At 42.0% G+C, this 16,221-nt stretch carries 23 protein-coding genes; 10 read left to right on the forward strand and 13 right to left on the reverse strand.

What is annotated here, in order from left to right:
• Positions 1 to 30: 30 nt before the first annotated feature.
• The 3 genes from IQ13_RS12400 to IQ13_RS12410 are packed head-to-tail and all read right to left on the reverse strand — an operon-like array spanning position 31 to position 2,566.
• Positions 31 to 696 (reverse strand): M949_RS01915 family surface polysaccharide biosynthesis protein, encoded by a 666-nt coding sequence (locus IQ13_RS12400; RefSeq protein ID WP_144886697.1) that lies wholly within the window; start codon positions 694 to 696, stop codon positions 31 to 33.
• Positions 696 to 1,601 carry a phosphatidate cytidylyltransferase gene (locus IQ13_RS12405; RefSeq protein ID WP_144886698.1) on the reverse strand — a complete coding sequence of 302 codons (906 nt, stop codon included), beginning with the start codon at positions 1,599 to 1,601 and terminating at the stop codon, positions 696 to 698. The genes IQ13_RS12400 and IQ13_RS12405 overlap by 1 nt, the downstream gene beginning before the upstream one ends.
• A gap of 14 nt (positions 1,602 to 1,615) precedes the next feature.
• On the reverse strand, positions 1,616 to 2,566 hold the full coding sequence (locus IQ13_RS12410) for a CPBP family intramembrane glutamic endopeptidase (protein WP_144886699.1): 951 nt from the start codon (positions 2,564 to 2,566) through the stop codon (positions 1,616 to 1,618).
• A gap of 45 nt (positions 2,567 to 2,611) precedes the next feature.
• Here IQ13_RS12410 and dusB point away from each other — a divergent pair, with 45 nt between their 5' ends.
• From dusB to IQ13_RS12430, 4 genes are all read left to right on the forward strand, one after another.
• A complete protein-coding gene (gene dusB, locus IQ13_RS12415; RefSeq protein WP_144886700.1) occupies positions 2,612 to 3,652 on the forward strand; it encodes a tRNA dihydrouridine synthase DusB in 1,041 nt (346 codons plus the stop codon).
• 89 nt (positions 3,653 to 3,741) lie between these two features.
• A complete protein-coding gene (locus tag IQ13_RS12420) occupies positions 3,742 to 4,341 on the forward strand; it encodes a hypothetical protein (RefSeq protein ID WP_144886701.1) in 600 nt (199 codons plus the stop codon).
• A gap of 92 nt (positions 4,342 to 4,433) precedes the next feature.
• A complete protein-coding gene (locus tag IQ13_RS12425; protein ID WP_144886702.1) occupies positions 4,434 to 5,210 on the forward strand; it encodes a hypothetical protein in 777 nt (258 codons plus the stop codon).
• A 147-nt stretch (positions 5,211 to 5,357) separates the two neighbouring features.
• Positions 5,358 to 5,687: a DMT family transporter gene (locus tag IQ13_RS12430; protein ID WP_144886703.1), complete on the forward strand. Its 330-nt coding sequence runs from the start codon at positions 5,358 to 5,360 to the stop codon at positions 5,685 to 5,687.
• Between the two features lie 11 nt (positions 5,688 to 5,698).
• Here the strand turns inward: IQ13_RS12430 and IQ13_RS12435 are convergent, their stop codons facing one another.
• From IQ13_RS12435 to IQ13_RS12450, 4 genes are read right to left on the reverse strand one after another with little or no spacing between them, the layout of a single operon-like run.
• The gene (locus IQ13_RS12435) at positions 5,699 to 6,688 is read right to left on the reverse strand and encodes an MBL fold metallo-hydrolase (protein WP_144886704.1); all 990 of its coding nucleotides are present in this window, start codon (positions 6,686 to 6,688) and stop codon (positions 5,699 to 5,701) included.
• Positions 6,689 to 6,736: 48 nt separating this feature from the next.
• Positions 6,737 to 7,369, reverse strand: a complete 633-nt coding sequence (gene trhA, locus IQ13_RS12440) for a PAQR family membrane homeostasis protein TrhA (protein ID WP_144886705.1) — start codon at positions 7,367 to 7,369, stop codon at positions 6,737 to 6,739.
• 6 nt (positions 7,370 to 7,375) lie between these two features.
• Complete coding sequence (locus IQ13_RS12445; protein WP_242009536.1) at positions 7,376 to 8,038, reverse strand: glutathione peroxidase; 663 nt, start codon at positions 8,036 to 8,038, stop codon at positions 7,376 to 7,378.
• Between the two features lie 16 nt (positions 8,039 to 8,054).
• Positions 8,055 to 9,440, reverse strand: coding sequence for an aldehyde dehydrogenase family protein (locus IQ13_RS12450; RefSeq protein WP_144886706.1), 1,386 nt, complete (start codon positions 9,438 to 9,440; stop codon positions 8,055 to 8,057).
• A gap of 200 nt (positions 9,441 to 9,640) precedes the next feature.
• Between IQ13_RS12450 and IQ13_RS12455 the strand changes: the two genes are divergently transcribed.
• From IQ13_RS12455 to IQ13_RS12475, 5 genes are all read left to right on the forward strand, one after another.
• Entirely contained in the window at positions 9,641 to 10,033 is a 393-nt protein-coding gene (locus IQ13_RS12455; protein ID WP_199758249.1) for a hypothetical protein, read from the forward strand.
• A gap of 15 nt (positions 10,034 to 10,048) precedes the next feature.
• A complete protein-coding gene (locus IQ13_RS12460) occupies positions 10,049 to 10,504 on the forward strand; it encodes a nucleoside deaminase (protein WP_199758250.1) in 456 nt (151 codons plus the stop codon).
• Positions 10,505 to 10,512: 8 nt separating this feature from the next.
• Entirely contained in the window at positions 10,513 to 10,809 is a 297-nt protein-coding gene (locus IQ13_RS12465; RefSeq protein WP_144886708.1) for a DUF6958 family protein, read from the forward strand.
• 87 nt (positions 10,810 to 10,896) lie between these two features.
• Entirely contained in the window at positions 10,897 to 11,259 is a 363-nt protein-coding gene (locus tag IQ13_RS12470) for a hypothetical protein (protein ID WP_144886709.1), read from the forward strand.
• A 157-nt stretch (positions 11,260 to 11,416) separates the two neighbouring features.
• The gene (locus IQ13_RS12475) at positions 11,417 to 12,016 is read left to right on the forward strand and encodes a superoxide dismutase (RefSeq protein WP_144886710.1); all 600 of its coding nucleotides are present in this window, start codon (positions 11,417 to 11,419) and stop codon (positions 12,014 to 12,016) included.
• Between the two features lie 400 nt (positions 12,017 to 12,416).
• Here the strand turns inward: IQ13_RS12475 and IQ13_RS12480 are convergent, their stop codons facing one another.
• Positions 12,417 to 12,977: a DNA-3-methyladenine glycosylase I gene (locus tag IQ13_RS12480; protein WP_144886711.1), complete on the reverse strand. Its 561-nt coding sequence runs from the start codon at positions 12,975 to 12,977 to the stop codon at positions 12,417 to 12,419.
• 57 nt (positions 12,978 to 13,034) lie between these two features.
• On the opposite strand from IQ13_RS12480, the gene IQ13_RS12485 reads away from it, so the two are divergent.
• Positions 13,035 to 13,532 (forward strand): GNAT family N-acetyltransferase, encoded by a 498-nt coding sequence (locus tag IQ13_RS12485; protein ID WP_144886712.1) that lies wholly within the window; start codon positions 13,035 to 13,037, stop codon positions 13,530 to 13,532.
• Here IQ13_RS12485 and yidD read toward each other — a convergent pair.
• From yidD to IQ13_RS12510, 5 genes are all read right to left on the reverse strand, one after another.
• Entirely contained in the window at positions 13,514 to 13,780 is a 267-nt protein-coding gene (yidD, locus tag IQ13_RS12490) for a membrane protein insertion efficiency factor YidD (RefSeq protein ID WP_262711288.1), read from the reverse strand. The genes IQ13_RS12485 and yidD overlap by 19 nt on opposite strands.
• Positions 13,761 to 14,168: a ribonuclease P protein component gene (rnpA, locus tag IQ13_RS12495; protein WP_242009537.1), complete on the reverse strand. Its 408-nt coding sequence runs from the start codon at positions 14,166 to 14,168 to the stop codon at positions 13,761 to 13,763. Before rnpA ends, yidD begins: the two co-directional genes overlap by 20 nt.
• Before the next feature lie 102 nt (positions 14,169 to 14,270).
• Positions 14,271 to 14,435, reverse strand: coding sequence for a 50S ribosomal protein L34 (gene rpmH / locus IQ13_RS12500; protein ID WP_129130380.1), 165 nt, complete (start codon positions 14,433 to 14,435; stop codon positions 14,271 to 14,273).
• A 325-nt stretch (positions 14,436 to 14,760) separates the two neighbouring features.
• Positions 14,761 to 15,588: a glutamate racemase gene (murI, locus tag IQ13_RS12505; RefSeq protein ID WP_144886713.1), complete on the reverse strand. Its 828-nt coding sequence runs from the start codon at positions 15,586 to 15,588 to the stop codon at positions 14,761 to 14,763.
• Positions 15,589 to 15,656: 68 nt separating this feature from the next.
• Positions 15,657 to 16,172 (reverse strand): OmpH/Skp family outer membrane protein, encoded by a 516-nt coding sequence (locus IQ13_RS12510; RefSeq protein ID WP_144886714.1) that lies wholly within the window; start codon positions 16,170 to 16,172, stop codon positions 15,657 to 15,659.
• Between the last annotated feature and the right edge of the window lie 49 nt (positions 16,173 to 16,221).

Below are 16,221 nucleotides of genomic sequence, written 5' to 3' on the forward strand. Positions count from 1 at the left end.
AATTGAGCAGCGAAAGTACAAAGATTCGGCCTATTGGTACTCCTGTTTACCAAACTTCTGCCAATGTTCTACTGCATATTGCAAAAAGGCTTTGGGTGCACTGTTAAACAAAGTATCGGCAACATATTGTCCGCCAAGTGTATCTTTCTGCAGCACCATCAACTCTTCTCCCCGAATGGCGTACTTCTGCCCGCCTTCGTACATGATGAGTTTTTTGGTATTCGGACTAACATCACCTTTGCAACTGAGCGCATACACCATCGTTATTTCTGCCAATCCGTTACTGTCTAGATCGGTAATGGTTAAATGATCGTCGTAAAAAGCACAGGTTACATCTACTTCGCAGTCGTCGATATAATCAACCATCTTCCATTTTTGTACAAAGCCGCTATCAGTCTTTTGATAAAGTATCGCCGACAGTTTTGCGGAAGCACCTGAAAATCCTTTGCGGATGTATGAGCCGGTTTCGTAAAGCACCAGCCAGTTTTCGCCGGAAGCATCGTGCCATTTTTTTGCACGCTTCAACTCGTACGAGCTTGGTGCAGGCAATAACGCACTCACAGCTGCTGTTACTTCTTCTGGTTCCGAAAGCATTTTTTCTTCCTGAACAGGAATAACTGCTTTCTGCTCCTGCTGTTTGTTTTTGCAGGCAAACCAACAGGAAGCAATCAATAATAAAAGTAACAGGCGTTTCATTAGCTGAATATTTTTAATAACAGCCATACAAAAGGTACAGCCAGTAATAACGAATCGAACCGATCGAGAAAACCACCATGCCCCGGCATAAAGCTGCCGCTGTCTTTTACATTAGCCAGTCGCTTGAGTTTACTTTCGAGCAAATCGCCAACTGTTCCTGTAACTGCTGCAACAGCTGCAACTACTGCCCACAACCACGCCGATGATGATTGGCTGAGATAACCTAAACCCCACATCACTGCAACCGACAATATAATTCCGCCAATGGTTCCTTCCCAGGTTTTTTTCGGAGAGATAGCGCTCAAGGGTGTTTTGCCAATAAGCGAACCAACAATGTAAGCCATAGTATCGTTGATCCAGATTGAGCCAATGATCATCAGCGGTACTGCATAGCCACTTACTTTGGCCAACAGCATTGAAAGATTGGCAAGTGTATCTTCGCCGTTATGCGGCATCCACAACGCACCGCTGCGTAAATGCATCAGCAATGCCCAGCTGAGCGAAATGTAAAGCAGTCCAAAAAACGAATGAGCAATGTATTTAAAGTTGAATTGCTTCGAGAAAAGCAGTTCGCTTACCGGTACCAGTAAAAATCCCGCCAGCATCAACATCCATCCAATAGAATGCAACGATACTGTTTCGGTAAGATACCAATCGGCCGTTAGAAATAACATCAAACCATAGCCGCCAATCATTACGCCATACTTATGAAACGGATTAATACTTTGATAACCTTTATCAATCAACCCAACCAGCTTTTGGTATTCGAACCAGCAACCGAAATGAATAATGGAAAACAATGCAAGGAAACTCCATTTGTTCCAGAGTAAACCAACCAACATAATCACTACAAACAAAATTGCAGTGAGTGCTCTTGTTTTAAATGTTTGCCAGTTAAACGCCATGTAAGGATATTAAATTAAGAATTGAAACGGTTGATGCTGGCGTTGTTATTTGCCAAACTATCGGGGTAAACTTTTGTTGCAGAAAACTTCTTTAATAAAATAAACAAGCCCACCAACACTGCTGCGCTGATAACGCCTGCCCACCAGGGAGCGCTTTCGCCAACTTCCATATCAATTTTTTTGTCTTTTGTGTATTGATAATACAGCACCGTAACCATCAGCGCATTGTTAAAGAAATGGCCGATAATGCTGTACCATAAATTACCTGTGTAATAAAAAATATAGCCTAACAGCATACCTAACGCCACACGAGGAATAAATCCGTACCACGAAAAATGCACCACACTGAAAATAACAGATGTAATAATAATTGCCAGCCAGGGTACTTTAATAGAACGTGTAAGTGATGATTGCAAGGATCCACGGAAAAAAACTTCTTCAACAATAGCCGGCATTAATGCGATAATAAAAAGTGCACCAATATAATCGGTGGGTGTTTTAAAGGTGGCCATCAGCTTCACCTGTTCGGCATACTGCGATTCCATATTGTCGAAAAACTTTTTTGCCGATGCTGTAAGCGGAATAGCCTTATTCAATTCTGCCAAAGAAGCAACGAGCGGCAGGGCGGCAAACATAATCAGCATGGCAAGTATGGCACGGTTCAGTTTAACCCCACCGTTCAATCCTAAATGAGCAAATGGCTTTTTGGTAACAATGCGGGCTGTTACATAGGCGGGTATAAAAAACATGATAATGGTTGAAATAACCTGCATGGCTTTTACCGCATCAACATAAGCCGGGTTAAGCATGTCTTTTGCCATATCCAGCGGACTTTTCCCGGTCATAATCATCCATACAGGAATGGTTGCCACAGAACCAACAATTAAACCCGCTATTAACAAACCAATGAGGATGAGGACTTCGATGCCGGGCTCTATTTTACGCTGATATTGATTTTCGTACATAACTACTGGTAAAAACTGACTAAATTTGCAGCTTGCTTTTGTAAAATGGTAAAGATAGGTAACATATCGCTTCCCGAGTTTCCGCTGCTCCTTGCGCCCATGGAGGATGTAAGTGATCCGCCTTTTCGTGCGGTTTGTAAAGATAATGGCGCTGATATGATGTTCAGTGAGTTCATCAGCAGTGAAGGTTTGATTCGGGATGCAATCAAAAGTCGCCAGAAGTTAGACTTTGAGGAAGAAGAGCGTCCGTTTGGTATTCAGATCTTTGGTGGCGATGAAGAGGCGTTGGGCATGAGTGCCAAAATTTGCGAAACAGTCAATCCTGATTTAGTTGATATCAATTTCGGTTGCCCTGTAAAGAAGGTTGCCATGAAAGGTGCTGGTGCGGGTGTATTGAAAGATATTGATCTGATGATTCGTTTAACCGAATCTGTTGTAAAATCTACTTCGTTACCTGTAACGGTGAAAACACGTTTGGGTTGGGATGACAATAACAAGAACATTGAAGAGGTTGCTGAGCGTTTGCAGGATATCGGTATTCAAGCCCTGAGTATTCACGGCCGTACCCGTATGCAGATGTACAAAGGCGAAGCCGACTGGACGTTGATTGGTAAAGTGAAGAACAACCCCCGCATTAAGATTCCGATTTTTGGAAATGGCGATATTGACAGTTCGGAAAAGGCAGTGGAGTACAAAAACCGTTATGGGGTGGATGGTATTATGATCGGTCGTGCTGCCATTGGTTATCCATGGATCTTTAACGAGATCAAGCATTTTGTAAAAACAGGAGAGCATCTTGCACCACCAACGGTTGAACAACGGGTGGAAGTTTGTCGCAAGCATTTACATAAAAGCTACAAATGGAAAGGACCGAAGGTGGGCATTTTTGAAATGCGCCGCCACTATGCCAACTATCTAAAAGGCTTACCAAATATTAAAGAATACCGCTCCAAGCTTGTTACGATGATGACGGTGGAAGAAATTGATGCCGTACTGGACGAAATCGTTACCAAGTTTGCGGGTTTTGAATTTGCTCCTTCTAAAATTGAATTGATCAATTACCACGAGAAGTGCCCGGTGAATTAAGGATGCCTGAGTCAGGCCGCTCCAAGGCGGCCAGACGATAAAATTGGGCAATCTCTTGCAAAGCTTCCGGTCATTTTCTACATTTAAAAATGCACTTCGAACCACATGAAGCCTATCACCTTTACAATCGTGGAAACGAAAAGCAATCCATTTTCTTCTCAGACAAAAACTACCTTTTCTTTTTACAAAAAGTCAAATATGAATGGCTTGCGTATGCCGATGTCTTGGCATATTCTTTAATGCCTAATCACTTTCATTTTATACTTGTACCGAATGAAGATGGATGCAGGAACATCTTTCTCAAAGAAAAGGAAACACATATGCAGGAGCTTTCAAAAGCAATAGGCAAAACATTGAGTTCGTACACACAAGCTGTGAATCTTGAATTGAAGCGAACCGGTAATTTGTTTCAAAAGAAAACAAAAGCGAAATGTTTAACGGATAACAACAGCCCTCAAGATTATCTTACTACCTGCACGCACTATATCCACAACAATGCCTATGCTGCAAATCTTGTATCCTCCCCTTTTGATTGGACCTTTTGTTCTTTAAAAGATTATGCAGGTCTTCGAAACGGCACACTTTGCAATAAAGAATTACTTTATCAATTATCCGGACTGACTGAACATGATTTTAAAGATGGGAATATCCCTTCTTTAAACGCAAGCTTTTTAAAGGATATCTTTTGAATTCCCCGTCTGGCCGCCTCGGAGCGGCCTGACTTCACACCCCGATAGGGCAGGAACAACAAGCGCTATAACGGTTTTCCTTAATTTCATTTATGCATCAATTTAACCAGCTGTTCTATAAACCAGTGTTATTTCTTTTACTTGCTACAGTGGCAATTGCTGCAATCTGGAAAGTAGAAATCAAATGGATTGCTTTGCCTGCTTTTGTTACAGCCGGCCTCGTTATCATTTATCAGCTTCATAAAATCAGTTTGCTGTTTGACATCAAATACAAAATAGCCTTGGAAAAAGAGCGTGAAAAAAACATGCTTAATGAAGAAATAAAAGTTCCGTGGTCTAAAAAAAAGGAAAGCCTGTTATACTATGGCATGCAAATCGTCTTCTTTATCTGCGGTTATTCAATCACGTTTTCTGGAAAACTCATAGAAAATTATCTCAACTGGAAAGATTTTATTCTTGAAGCTCTCCTTGTCGGAGGTTTTATCGGCTATCTCTGCTATAGATTGTTCCGGCACTATATACACCCTGTGTTCTATGAAAGAGAAAAGGAAGATCATGTGAAACTTGCAGCATTTGTTATTCCCATATTGATCAGCTTTCACGCAATGGTTTGGATAAACAAGCTTAAGCCCTCTGCTGTAATCGCAAACAGTGAGTTAATTGTTACAGATAAGGGAGAAAATTATCGTTACGGCAATAAATACATCTTTCTGAATATCGATTACAAACAAGTGCGCTTTGAAATCCCCAAAAAAGATTTTATGAAAATCAGAGAAAAAGATACTGTAACGATTGTTATTCGTAAAGGAGCTTTGGGGTTCAACTACGTTGACTCCTTCCTTGTTAAACCAAGCTATACTAAAAATTAGAAACCGACATAATCGGAAATACAGAAGTAAAAAAGTTTTTAGAAAAACATCAATCCATCACGTCTGGCCACCGCAGAGCGGCCTGACTTACTATCCGAGCATTCGCATTACCCAACAACAAATATCTTTGCATCTCATTCATCAACCATGAACTGGATTCTCCTCATCATTGCTGGTTTATTTGAAGTGGGCTTTGCTACATGCCTCGGCAAAGCAAGAACGGTTACGGGCGCAGCATCTGTTTACTGGATGATTGGCTTCTTTGTTTGTCTCAGCATCAGTATGCTGCTGTTGTACAAAGCCACTCAAACATTACCGATTGGTACGGCTTATGCGGTATGGACGGGAATCGGCGCTGTTGGAACAGTATTGATGGGCATCATCTTCTTTAAAGAACCGGCCGATTTCTGGCGACTGTTTTTCATTACTACACTCATTGCATCCATCATCGGACTAAAAGCCGTATCAGCACATTAATCAATCATTTTTCAGAACTGATGCTTTGCACCAATAGCCAGATGCAGCACTGCATCTATGTTCTGCTGCTCCTGCAACTGCAGTAACTCCTGCTTGGGATAAAACAACGGCTCATCGCTTAAATCGAAGGTGGCAAAATGCATCGGCACCAACTGCTTTGCATTTAATTGTTGCAACGCAATCAATGCATCAGCCGGACTGGTATGTGCTGTATGCATAAACCATTCGGGTTTATAAGCACCAATGCCCAGCATAGCATAATCAATCGATGGAAACAATTGCCCTATCTCTTCAAAGTGCATTCCCAATCCACTGTCTGCACCAAAATAAATGGTTTGTGTGGGCGATTGTAACATGAAGCTGCCCCACAACATATTATTCATATCAGTTAAACCACGGCGGTTCCAATGCTTTGCCGGCAGGTAGGTAACCTGTACATCTGTTTCGAGTTGATATTGCTGATACCAACCTGCTTCAATAATGGGATTGGTTATTTTCCAGCTGCGCAATAAGGGAGCAATATTTAATCCTGTAAGAATAACGGCTTTCGGATTCAATGTGCACAGGTGCTGCATACTTTTTTTATCAGCATGATCCCTGTGGTTGTGTGAAAGTAAAATGTAATCGATTTGCTTTAACTCCGCAACATCGCAAGGCAAAGGCGTAAACCGTTTCAGCGGACCAACATTGTACAATACCGGATCGGTAAGAAAATGTTTTCCGGCCAACGTAAATAAATAGCTCGCATGCCCCAGCCACACAAAACCGTTCTCCCTGTTTTGTGTAATGAATTTAGTTTGCAGTATATCTACATTCGGCTGTTGCTTTTTCTTTAAGGGCTTTAGTTGATTTTTTTCAAACTGCCATTTGAATAATTCAGCAAAGCCACGTTCCGATGGGCCATCGAGATTGATGTACTGTTGCTTTTCGTTGAGCAAATTACCATTCCAGTTTGCTTTAATAAACGGGAGTGCAGGGTTATGTGTAGGAATGATGTTCATATAGAGTTAAAAGACGAAGCGCTATGCATTTTACTTTTGTACAGCAGGTCAGATCATTAACAATACCGCTACATAATGACAAATAGCGGCTGCCAGTACAAACAAATGCCAGATAACGTGATGATAGTATAATTTCTCCCAAAGATAAAACAGTGTGCCCACCGTATACAATAAACCTCCAATGATAATCATTGTTAAAACCGGCCATGGAATGACAGTAAAAAAGCTGCGGCCACCAAACAGCAAGATCCAGCCCATACCAATATACACGGCCGTTGATGCATAGTTAAAACGGCCGGTAAAGAACAGCTTAAATACAATACCAACAAGGGTTAAACCCCACAATACACTCAGCAATGTAATGCCGGTTGTATTCATCATGTAGTTAAGCAGAAAAGGGGTGTAAGTACCTGCAATTAAAAAATAGATGCTGATGTGATCGAAAATATTCAGCACCCGTTTTACTCTCGGGTTTTGAAATGCATGGTACAGGGTTGAAAACGTAAACAGCAGTAAAAAACAAAATCCATAAACTGCAGCACCAACCACTGCTACCATATGGTTTTTTGTAACAGCCAATGCACTCAACACAGGCAGCGCTGCAAGACCAAACAAAATACCAATGCCGTGCGTAATGCTGTTGGCAATTTCCAGTTTCAGACTGCTGTGTTCATCCTTCATGCTGCATTATTTTAGTTCATTCACTACCTGTTCACTCAATGGCGATACTGCAGGGTCGAAGTAATGTGTCAGGATACCATTTTCATCAACCAGGTATTTGGAAAAATTCCATGAAGGCGACTGATTATTCCAACCATTTTTAGCTGCATCTGTAAGCCACTGGTACACTTCGTTCTGCTGGTTCGATTTTACAACCGAACTTTTTTTCATTAACGGAAAGGTTACTCCAAAATTTACTTTGCAGAATTGTGCAATCTCTTCATCATTTCCTTTTTCCTGCTCTTTAAAATCGTTCGCAGGAAAACCAAGTATCACCAGTTTGTTTTCAAAACGCTTGTACAATTGCTGCAACTCGTCGTATTGACCGGTATAACCGCAATTACTCGCCGTATTTACAATCAACACTTTCTTTCCTTTCAATTGCGAAAAATCGTATGTAGCTCCGCTACCCGTTACAGCTTTTAAAGAATGAAAAGGAACAGCAGGTGCTTTGTGTTCATTCTCCAATACTTTACCGCTCTTGCCTTGTAAGCGCATGAAAACGGGGTACACTGCTTTTAAAATTTTTTGTCTGATCGTCATGTCTTTACTGTTTCTGTTTACTACATATACATAGCCTGCAAAGCAACCCAGCATTACAACAACTACTATCGTTATTTTTTTGATCATGCTTTTTGCTTTACACTTATCCTCTACCTAACAAATAACGCCACAGTTTTGTTTTTGCGCTGCTGAAAGGCGCATGGCGGAAAGCCGGCTCCATCCAGGTATAACGCTTTACAACGCCTTTGTAGTTGGTAAATGTATCGAAGGAGTGTTTGCCCAAATAACCTCCGTGACCACTGTAGCCCACTCCGCCAAACGGCAATTCACTGTTGCCAAGCTGCAGAATGGTTTCGTTTATACCTCCACCACCAAACCGGATGTGTTCAATAAAAAACTGTTCGGTTTGTTTGCTGCCCGTAAATACATACAGTGCCAGCGGATATGGATTTTTTTCTACCAGCTCCACTACTTCGGCATTTTCCTTGTACGTAAACACAGGTAATACCGGGCCAAAAATTTCTTCCCGCATGATCGGTGCATCGGGTTGAATATTATCAAGAATGGTTGGCGCAATAAACAAATCAGTTTCATCGGTTTGCCCGCCGTAAAGAATGTTCCCATCGTTTAAGAAACGTTTCACTGCTTCAAATCTTCGTTTGTTGATGAGGCGTGGATAGCTATCGTGCTGTTGCGGATTAGTGCCGAACCCTTTTTCAAATTCAGCAATAATGGCCAACACCAGTTTATCCTTTACCGATTCGTGCACAACCAAATAATCCGGAGCCACACAACTTTGTCCGCAGGCAATCAGTTTACCCCATACAATCCGTTTAGCCGCAACGCTGATGTTTGCATCGGGCGCAATAATACAAGGGCTCTTACCACCCAGCTCCAACGTAACAGGCGATAATTGTTTTGCTGCCATCTCCATCACCTTCTTACCAACTGCTGTACTGCCGGTGAACATCACATGATCGAAATGAAAATGCTCCAACAGTTGCGGTACAACTGTTACCCCATCGCCATTTATCACATGCAAAAAACCTGCATCAAAATTTTCGTTGATGATTTTTTCCATAACTGCTGCGGTATGTGCACTCAACTCCGATGGTTTAATGAGTACCGTGTTACCGGCAGCTATTGCACCGGCAACACCACGCAGCGTTAACAGAATGGGGTAATTCCACGGCGATATCACCAATACATTACCAACAGGTTCTGCATAAATTTTTGATACAGCCGGAAATAAAAACAACGAAGAAGGAACGGTCTTTGGCCGCATCCAGCTGCGCATATTCTTCAGCTGTACGTTTATTTCTTCGTACACAGCCCCGGTCTCCGTCATGTATACTTCCTGCGGATGTTTGCGCAAATCTTTATACAATGCTTCGTTGATTAATGCTTCGTTGGCACGTAAAACCGCTTCCAGCTTTTGTAACTGTTGCTTTCGGAAAGTATATGGTTTTGTAGCGCCCGATTTAAAAAAAGCTTTCTGTGTATCGTAAATAGTTTGATAAACGTTCATGTGCTGCTGTTTCTATGGATCAATCGTTATGAAATGTTGTGCTGGTTTAAAATTAAGCATCTAATCAACACACTGCAGAAATGTGTGCGTTCTGCAACTGATGAAGATTCTTGTTTTGCATAAACGGCTACTGTATCTTTTAAGTTTAATTGAATGTTATGTGTGCATACAAACGTAAAACCCGGATTGAAAAAAGAGATTTGGAAAAACAGCCGGAGGTAAAACGTATCGATGGCGATTTTGCCGATATGAAGAAAGGCGATAAAATGCTGATTGCAACGCCTGCTATTGTAGATGACTATGTGCGTCATATTCCAAAAGGTAAACAAAGTACCATCGCTCAAATGCGGAAAGATCTGGCAGCAGAATATCATGCAGTGAATTGCTGTCCTACCAGCACAGGTATCTTTCTTCGCATAGTTGCCGAAGCTGCGTACGAAGAATACCAGCAGGGAAAACCCATCAGCAAGATTACTCCCTTTTGGCGCATCATCAACGAACAATCGCCTGCTGCCAAAAAGCTGACGTTCGGCATCGATTTTCTGCTTGAGCAACGACGTAAAGAAAAATTAGAGTTACCTGCAGTAAAATAGTTGCAATTTTGCAGCATGGATATTTTACAGCCGAAGAGCGATGAGTACTTTATGCAACAGGCATTGAAAGAAGCAAGAATTGCTTTTGATGAAGGCGAAGTGCCAATCGGTGCAGTGGTGGTTGCCAATGGAAAAATTATTGCACGTGGACATAATGAAACAGAGAAATTAAATGATCCTACTGCACATGCCGAAATGATTGCGCTGACATCTGCCTTCAGTCATATAGGTGCAAAGTATTTACCCGATGCAACGTTGTATGTAACAGTTGAACCTTGTTTGATGTGTGCCGGTGCGTTGTACTGGAGTAAGATCACCCGTATTGTATGGGGTGCCGATGATGAAAAGAACGGGCACAAACGTATTGCAAAAGAGGAGAATCCTTTTCACCAGAAAGCAGAGGTAACACAAGGTGTGTTGAAAGAAGAATGTGCACAGCTGATGAAAGATTTTTTTAAACAAATGCGATAATTATGGCAATGGCTGTTTCTAAAAAAGTAGTGGTTACACATCCGCAAACAGGAACAGAACGCAAGTTTGATGCGGCTGTTTATGAGCCGGTAAAAGCGGCCATTCTCCAAAGCCTTAAAGGAAGCAAAGGCAAAACCTTTACCGAACTTACCGATGATGTGGTAAAGATGATCCGCAAAAAAATGCCCGGCTTTGATAAATCAATTCCCTGGTACACGATCTCCATCCGTCTCGATCTGGAAACAAAAGGCATTGTTGAAACCTTTACCGAAAAAGGGAAAAAACTCAACCGCTTAAAAAAGTAAACCTCCTGCTGCTTTAACAAAATCTTGTTACGGCCCTTTACAACTTCTATACATACTCCTCATCTAATTTGTGTAAACAGGTTAGCTATGAAGAAGATACTTGGTTTTATTGCAATCAGCCTGCTGTTCCTTACAGCCTGTCGCAAAAGCGATTTCGGAACAGGTTATATTGATGAATCGCAATGGCTGCAGAAAGAACGTGCTGTTGTTGTATTTGCAGATAACAGCTGTAACTATTTTGTAGTGGAAACCCGCAACGGTTATGCAATACTTGAGAACTGGAGTCTTCGTCCTTTTAATGGTGATGTGCTGTATGGCGACTTCAGCCATTGGGGCCCGGCACAGGTTTACAACCGTACCCGTGGCAGCCTGATACAGGTAAATGTGCGTGATTTCTGGTTAAGTTATTTCGAAGCAGAGAATCGTATTTACAACTACTGTTCGCCATAACCCAAAATGCCGTCAAAGGAGAAAAGGAATGCGGGTGCATTCCTTTCTTTATTTAACAGCATGCTAATCTTCGTAAGCTTAATCGATCGAGATTGTAAACGATCTGTTTGTACATTTGTGCTCCATAACAATTTTCGTAAATCTTAAATTCAAGAACATGGCATTTACATTAGCACCTCTTCCTTATGCACATGATGCATTGGAACCCCATATCGACACAACCACCATGCAGATACATCACGGTAAACACCACCAGGCTTATGTTGACAACCTCAACAAAGCGATTGCCGGTACAGAACACGAAGGCAAAACACTGGAGCAACTGGTAGCAGCTGCAGGCAGCATTTCACCTGCTGTACGTAACAACGGTGGTGGTCATTGGAACCATACCTTCTTCTGGGAATCATTGGCAGCAAATGCCGGTGGTACACCAACAGGTGCATTAGCCGATGCGATTACTGCAGCATTCGGTTCGTTCGATGCATTCAAAGAAAAATTTGCAGCAGCAGGTATGACACGTTTCGGCAGCGGCTGGGCTTGGTTGATTGTAAAAGATGGTAAACTCGAAATTACCTCTACTCCTAACCAGGATAATCCGTTGATGGATGTTGCTGAAGTAAAAGGCACACCGATCCTTGGCGTGGATGTGTGGGAACATGCGTACTACTTAAAGTATCAAAACCGTCGTGCTGATTATTTAGCTGCTTTCTGGAATGTAGTAAACTGGAGCAAAGTAGCTGAGCGTTTCGGTAAATAATTAGAAGTCTCACCAATAAAAAAGAGCCTGCTGTATACAGTAGGCTCTTTTTTATTTAGAGTTTCCCTTTTTCTTTAATTGATTGTTTGCAAATGAAATAAACCGTTCAAAAAGAAATGCATAAAACAAACAATTAATTAGTAAGCCTGCTAGGTAGACGAGAAATCCACCATTCGAAAAAATATTCCAAAGCAAAGTATGCGTCGGGAATCTCAATATCAAAAATAGTTTAGCAAAAAGCCTCCAAATAAAGTTGCTTCCTAATGTCCCTTCATCTTCAGCCCAAGCCGCAAAAAAAGAAGGTATAGTCAGCATTATAAGAAATGCTGTTATAATTATGATTAGTGAAAAATTAAGCTTTCGCATTTATTGAAATCATTACCCTTTAATTGATAAGGGTTCATTTCTTCCAACAATCATTTACATGGTCATTCACCATACCACTGGCCTGCATAAACGCATAGCAAATTGTAGAGCCAACAAACTTAAACCCACGCTTCAGTAAGTCTTTACTCATTGCATCGGAGATCGGTGTTTTTGCAGGCACATCGCCAAGCGAACGTACATTGTTTACAATGGGTTTACCTCCCACAAATTGCCAGATGTATTTGTCGAAACTGCCGAACTCTTTCTGTATCGCTAAAAAAGCCTGTGCATTCAATACAAACGCATTTACTTTTAACCGGTTGCGGATAATGCCTTCATCCTGCAGTAATGCTTCCTTTTTCTTATCTGTATACTTCGCCATTTTCTTTGCATCAAATCCATCAAAGGCTTTGCGGTAGTTTTCACGCTTCTTCAAAACGGTATACCAGCTTAACCCTGCCTGGGCTCCTTCCAAACAAAGCAGTTCAAATAACTTGTTATCATCATGCAGAGGTCTGCCCCATTCTTCGTCGTGATATGCTTTGTACAAATCATCTTTTAAGCACCAGCTGCAACGTGTTTTTTCTTTTGCCATGGTTTATGGTATGGTTCCTGTGCAAAGTAGTAATTTCACAGTCCCAATCAAAAGAAGATGATTCGCAAAGCAACTTCTTCCGATTTTCATTTTCTCTATTACCTGTATATGCATCCGCAGGTGAATCCGTATTTGCTTTACGAATACATGCAACAGGAAGATTTTCATGCTGTGTTTGATGAGCTGCAACACAAAGGCGTGCTGTATATTTTTGAAGAGCACGGCGAAGATATTGGCATGTTTAAACTAATGCCGCAACGATTTCGTAATGCACATATTGCCTACCTCGGCGGAGTAGCCATTGATCCCGAAGAAGCAGGTAAAGGCTATGGCCTGCAGATGATGGAAGAAATTATTGCGTACGCCAAACAGCAGGGCTATGTGCGTATCGAATTAACGGTTGCCACCAATAACGAAAAAGCCATTCAACTTTATTTGAAAGCAGGTTTCCATCATGAAGGAGTGTTGAAGAAATACACGTACTTAAAAAGTAAAGACCAGTATGTAGACGAAGCAGTGATGGCTTATTTGTTCGATCAGGGAAGCGGATCGTAACCGCTGCCGCCCCAAGGATGACATTTACTCACCCGTTTTGCAGTTAACCAGAAGCCTTTGATGGGTCCGTATTTTTTAAATGCCTCTAAACCATATTGGCTGCAGGTTGGTGTGTATCTGCACTTGGGGCCAATGGCCGGACTGATGACGTATTGATAAAATTTGATGAGCAGTATAAACGGAAAGCTCAGCACCGTTTTGAGTTTGCTGCTTTTTTGCGGAATAGTATTAAGATGCTGACTGCACACGAAGTTCTTCGAGTTTTTGCAAAGCTATTGTTGTCTTGCCATAGATCAGCTGATATTCCGGAAGTTCTTTTCCGGTGTACAGTACAAACACCTGCATTTGCAAACCGCTTTGCTGTAACTGCTGCTGCAATTCATTTTTTTGTAATCGCCATGCTTCACGGATCAAACGCTTAACACGGTTGCGGTGCACAGCCCGTTTAAAATGTTTGGTACCAACAGCAACGCCAAACAACAACGGACATTCTCCTGCAGGCAACGGCTGCAACACATAATACAAACGCAGCGGCTGCGCCGAAACTGTTTTGCCCGCTCTAAACAGATGCTCGATCTGTTTGCGGCTCTTCATCCGCTCCTGTTTGCCTAATGTATATCGTGTTGCTTTTTCCAAAATCTGAGATTGCAAAAATAACTCCCCTTCAGGGGATGGGGCAAATAAAAAGTCCCGACCGGAAAGTCGGGACTTAAAATATCTTGTTGTTATTACAAGTGCTTATTTCTTAGCGCCACGCTCATCAGAGATAGTGAGCTTATGACGGCCCTTTGCACGACGGCTTGCTAATACTTTGCGGCCATTAGCATCCTGCATACGCTTACGGAAACCATGAGTAGTTTTTCTGCGACGCTTCGAAGGCTGGTATGTACGTTTTTGTGCCATTTTTAATGTTTTTACTTCTTTAAAAATACCGGGGAGAAACCGGGAATTTCAAGCCATTCAGTGAGAACACCACTTCCCACTGTTTGTGAAAGGACGGCAAAGGTAGGGGAAAATGCCCGAAAACAGAGGGCCTGAAAGAAGAAAATTTCGGTGCGGGCTGTTCTACAACTGGCATCGTGGGTTGAAGTTTATCCTTAGCATGTCGAAGGACAATTCCTTGTACGTTCAGAAATAATCCTGAGCGAAGTCGAAGGACCCACCCCTTTTGTTACTCCGCTGTGAAGCACTCAAATTACCCCTCCCAGGAGGGGATAGGCGAACTACCCTATTTTACAAGTTCTACATGAGCAGAGTGTATTTCAGATCCATAAAACAAGCCTGCGTGTTTATCAAAATCCACTACCGAATCGGTGGTAAAGAATTGCCGGTCAACGCCCTTCGAAAGCCGCACCTCCATTTCAGGATGCCGCTGCAGGTAATTGGCCAGGCTTTCGGCTACAATTTTTCCCTGCGATAATAACTGCACATTGGGTGGCAGCTGCTCTTTTATTTTTTTGCCCAGCAGCGGATAATGTGTACAGCCCAGCAAAACGGTATCAATGTCTGTGCTCTGTTGCAGTAACGCATCTACATATTCCTTTACAAAATAATCGGCACCTGCACTTTCATGCTCATTGTTTTCAATCAGCGGCACCCACATGGGGCAAGCCTGTTGAAAGACCTTTGCTTCGGGATAAAATTTCGTGATCTCTATTTCATAAGAACCCGATTGCACCGTACCTGCTGTTGCCAGCACACCCACATTTTTTGTCTGGCTGTATTGCCCGATCACTTCTGCTGTTGGGCGAATAACACCCAGCACCCTGTTGTTTGGATTGAGATGCTGCAAGTCGTTTTGCTGAATGCTGCGTAATGCTTTTGCAGAAGCGGTGTTGCAGGCGAGTATTACCAGCGGGCAACCCTGTTTAAAAAACCATTCCACACATTCCAACGTATAGCGATATACGGTTTCAAAACTGCGTGTACCGTATGGCGCTCGGGCATTATCGCCGAGATAGATGTAATTGTATTGCGGCAACTGCTGAACAATCTCTTTCATCACAGTTAAACCGCCATAGCCCGAATCGAAAATACCTATTGGTCCTTGCTGCATGCTGCTAATGTAAGCACAAAAAAAATCCCGCTGTACAACAGCGGGATCAATATCATAATAAGCTAAACTTATTTTGCAGCAGGTGCGTCAGGTATTTTCAGATACTTCTTTACCAGCGGCAACAGATCGTCTGTTGTTGGTACAACCAATAAAGCATCTCTCGAAAGTACATAAGCATAACCATTTGCTTTTGCAACTGCCTGGATAGCGTCAATAGCTGCTTTTTGTACAGGAGCAAAAAATTCTTGTTCCTTTTGTTGCAGGTATTGTTGCGCTTGAGTAGAATAGTTTTGAACTGCGTCAGCTAAGTCCTGGAATTCTTTAAAACGGATTTGCTTAATTGCTGGAGTCCATTTTATTGAATCAACTCTGATAACGCTATCTTTTTCCTGGTATTCTTTAATTAACTGGCCGTACACAACGTTCAAAGAATCCTGTGTGTTTTTCAGTTTGTCTTGAGCCTTTTTTGTTTCGGGCATCGCCATCAATAAATCGTTTGTGTTGATGTGGCCGATCTTTTGAGCATTCACTGTTGCAGCGGTTCCCATAATTGCTACAACTGCCAGAACAATAATCTTTTTCATTTTTCTTTTTTGTTTTAAATAAAGTGTGCTTACTCCCCTCAATGGTTGT

Source organism: Lacibacter cauensis (assembly GCF_007830055.1).
Classification (GTDB): domain Bacteria; phylum Bacteroidota; class Bacteroidia; order Chitinophagales; family Chitinophagaceae; genus Lacibacter; species Lacibacter cauensis.

Coding starts and splice junctions, on each gene's coding strand:
- IQ13_RS12410 (WP_144886699.1), bottom strand. CDS start 2,566: ATGTACGAAAATCAATATCAGCGTAAAATAGAGCCCGGCATCGAAGTC.
- IQ13_RS12450 (WP_144886706.1), bottom strand. CDS start 9,440: ATGAACGTTTATCAAACTATTTACGATACACAGAAAGCTTTTTTTAAA.
- IQ13_RS12470 (WP_144886709.1), top strand. CDS start 10,897: ATGAAGAAGATACTTGGTTTTATTGCAATCAGCCTGCTGTTCCTTACA.
- murI (WP_144886713.1), bottom strand. CDS start 15,588: ATGCAGCAAGGACCAATAGGTATTTTCGATTCGGGCTATGGCGGTTTA.
- trhA (WP_144886705.1), bottom strand. CDS start 7,369: ATGAAGGATGAACACAGCAGTCTGAAACTGGAAATTGCCAACAGCATT.
- IQ13_RS12400 (WP_144886697.1), bottom strand. CDS start 696: ATGAAACGCCTGTTACTTTTATTATTGATTGCTTCCTGTTGGTTTGCC.
- IQ13_RS12445 (WP_242009536.1), bottom strand. CDS start 8,038: ATGATCAAAAAAATAACGATAGTAGTTGTTGTAATGCTGGGTTGCTTT.
- IQ13_RS12510 (WP_144886714.1), bottom strand. CDS start 16,172: ATGAAAAAGATTATTGTTCTGGCAGTTGTAGCAATTATGGGAACCGCT.
- IQ13_RS12460 (WP_199758250.1), top strand. CDS start 10,049: ATGGATATTTTACAGCCGAAGAGCGATGAGTACTTTATGCAACAGGCA.
- IQ13_RS12465 (WP_144886708.1), top strand. CDS start 10,513: ATGGCTGTTTCTAAAAAAGTAGTGGTTACACATCCGCAAACAGGAACA.
- IQ13_RS12405 (WP_144886698.1), bottom strand. CDS start 1,601: ATGGCGTTTAACTGGCAAACATTTAAAACAAGAGCACTCACTGCAATT.
- IQ13_RS12485 (WP_144886712.1), top strand. CDS start 13,035: ATGATTCGCAAAGCAACTTCTTCCGATTTTCATTTTCTCTATTACCTG.
- dusB (WP_144886700.1), top strand. CDS start 2,612: ATGGTAAAGATAGGTAACATATCGCTTCCCGAGTTTCCGCTGCTCCTT.
- IQ13_RS12420 (WP_144886701.1), top strand. CDS start 3,742: ATGCACTTCGAACCACATGAAGCCTATCACCTTTACAATCGTGGAAAC.
- rpmH (WP_129130380.1), bottom strand. CDS start 14,435: ATGGCACAAAAACGTACATACCAGCCTTCGAAGCGTCGCAGAAAAACT.
- IQ13_RS12425 (WP_144886702.1), top strand. CDS start 4,434: ATGCATCAATTTAACCAGCTGTTCTATAAACCAGTGTTATTTCTTTTA.
- IQ13_RS12480 (WP_144886711.1), bottom strand. CDS start 12,977: ATGGCAAAAGAAAAAACACGTTGCAGCTGGTGCTTAAAAGATGATTTG.
- IQ13_RS12435 (WP_144886704.1), bottom strand. CDS start 6,688: ATGAACATCATTCCTACACATAACCCTGCACTCCCGTTTATTAAAGCA.
- IQ13_RS12430 (WP_144886703.1), top strand. CDS start 5,358: ATGAACTGGATTCTCCTCATCATTGCTGGTTTATTTGAAGTGGGCTTT.
- IQ13_RS12475 (WP_144886710.1), top strand. CDS start 11,417: ATGGCATTTACATTAGCACCTCTTCCTTATGCACATGATGCATTGGAA.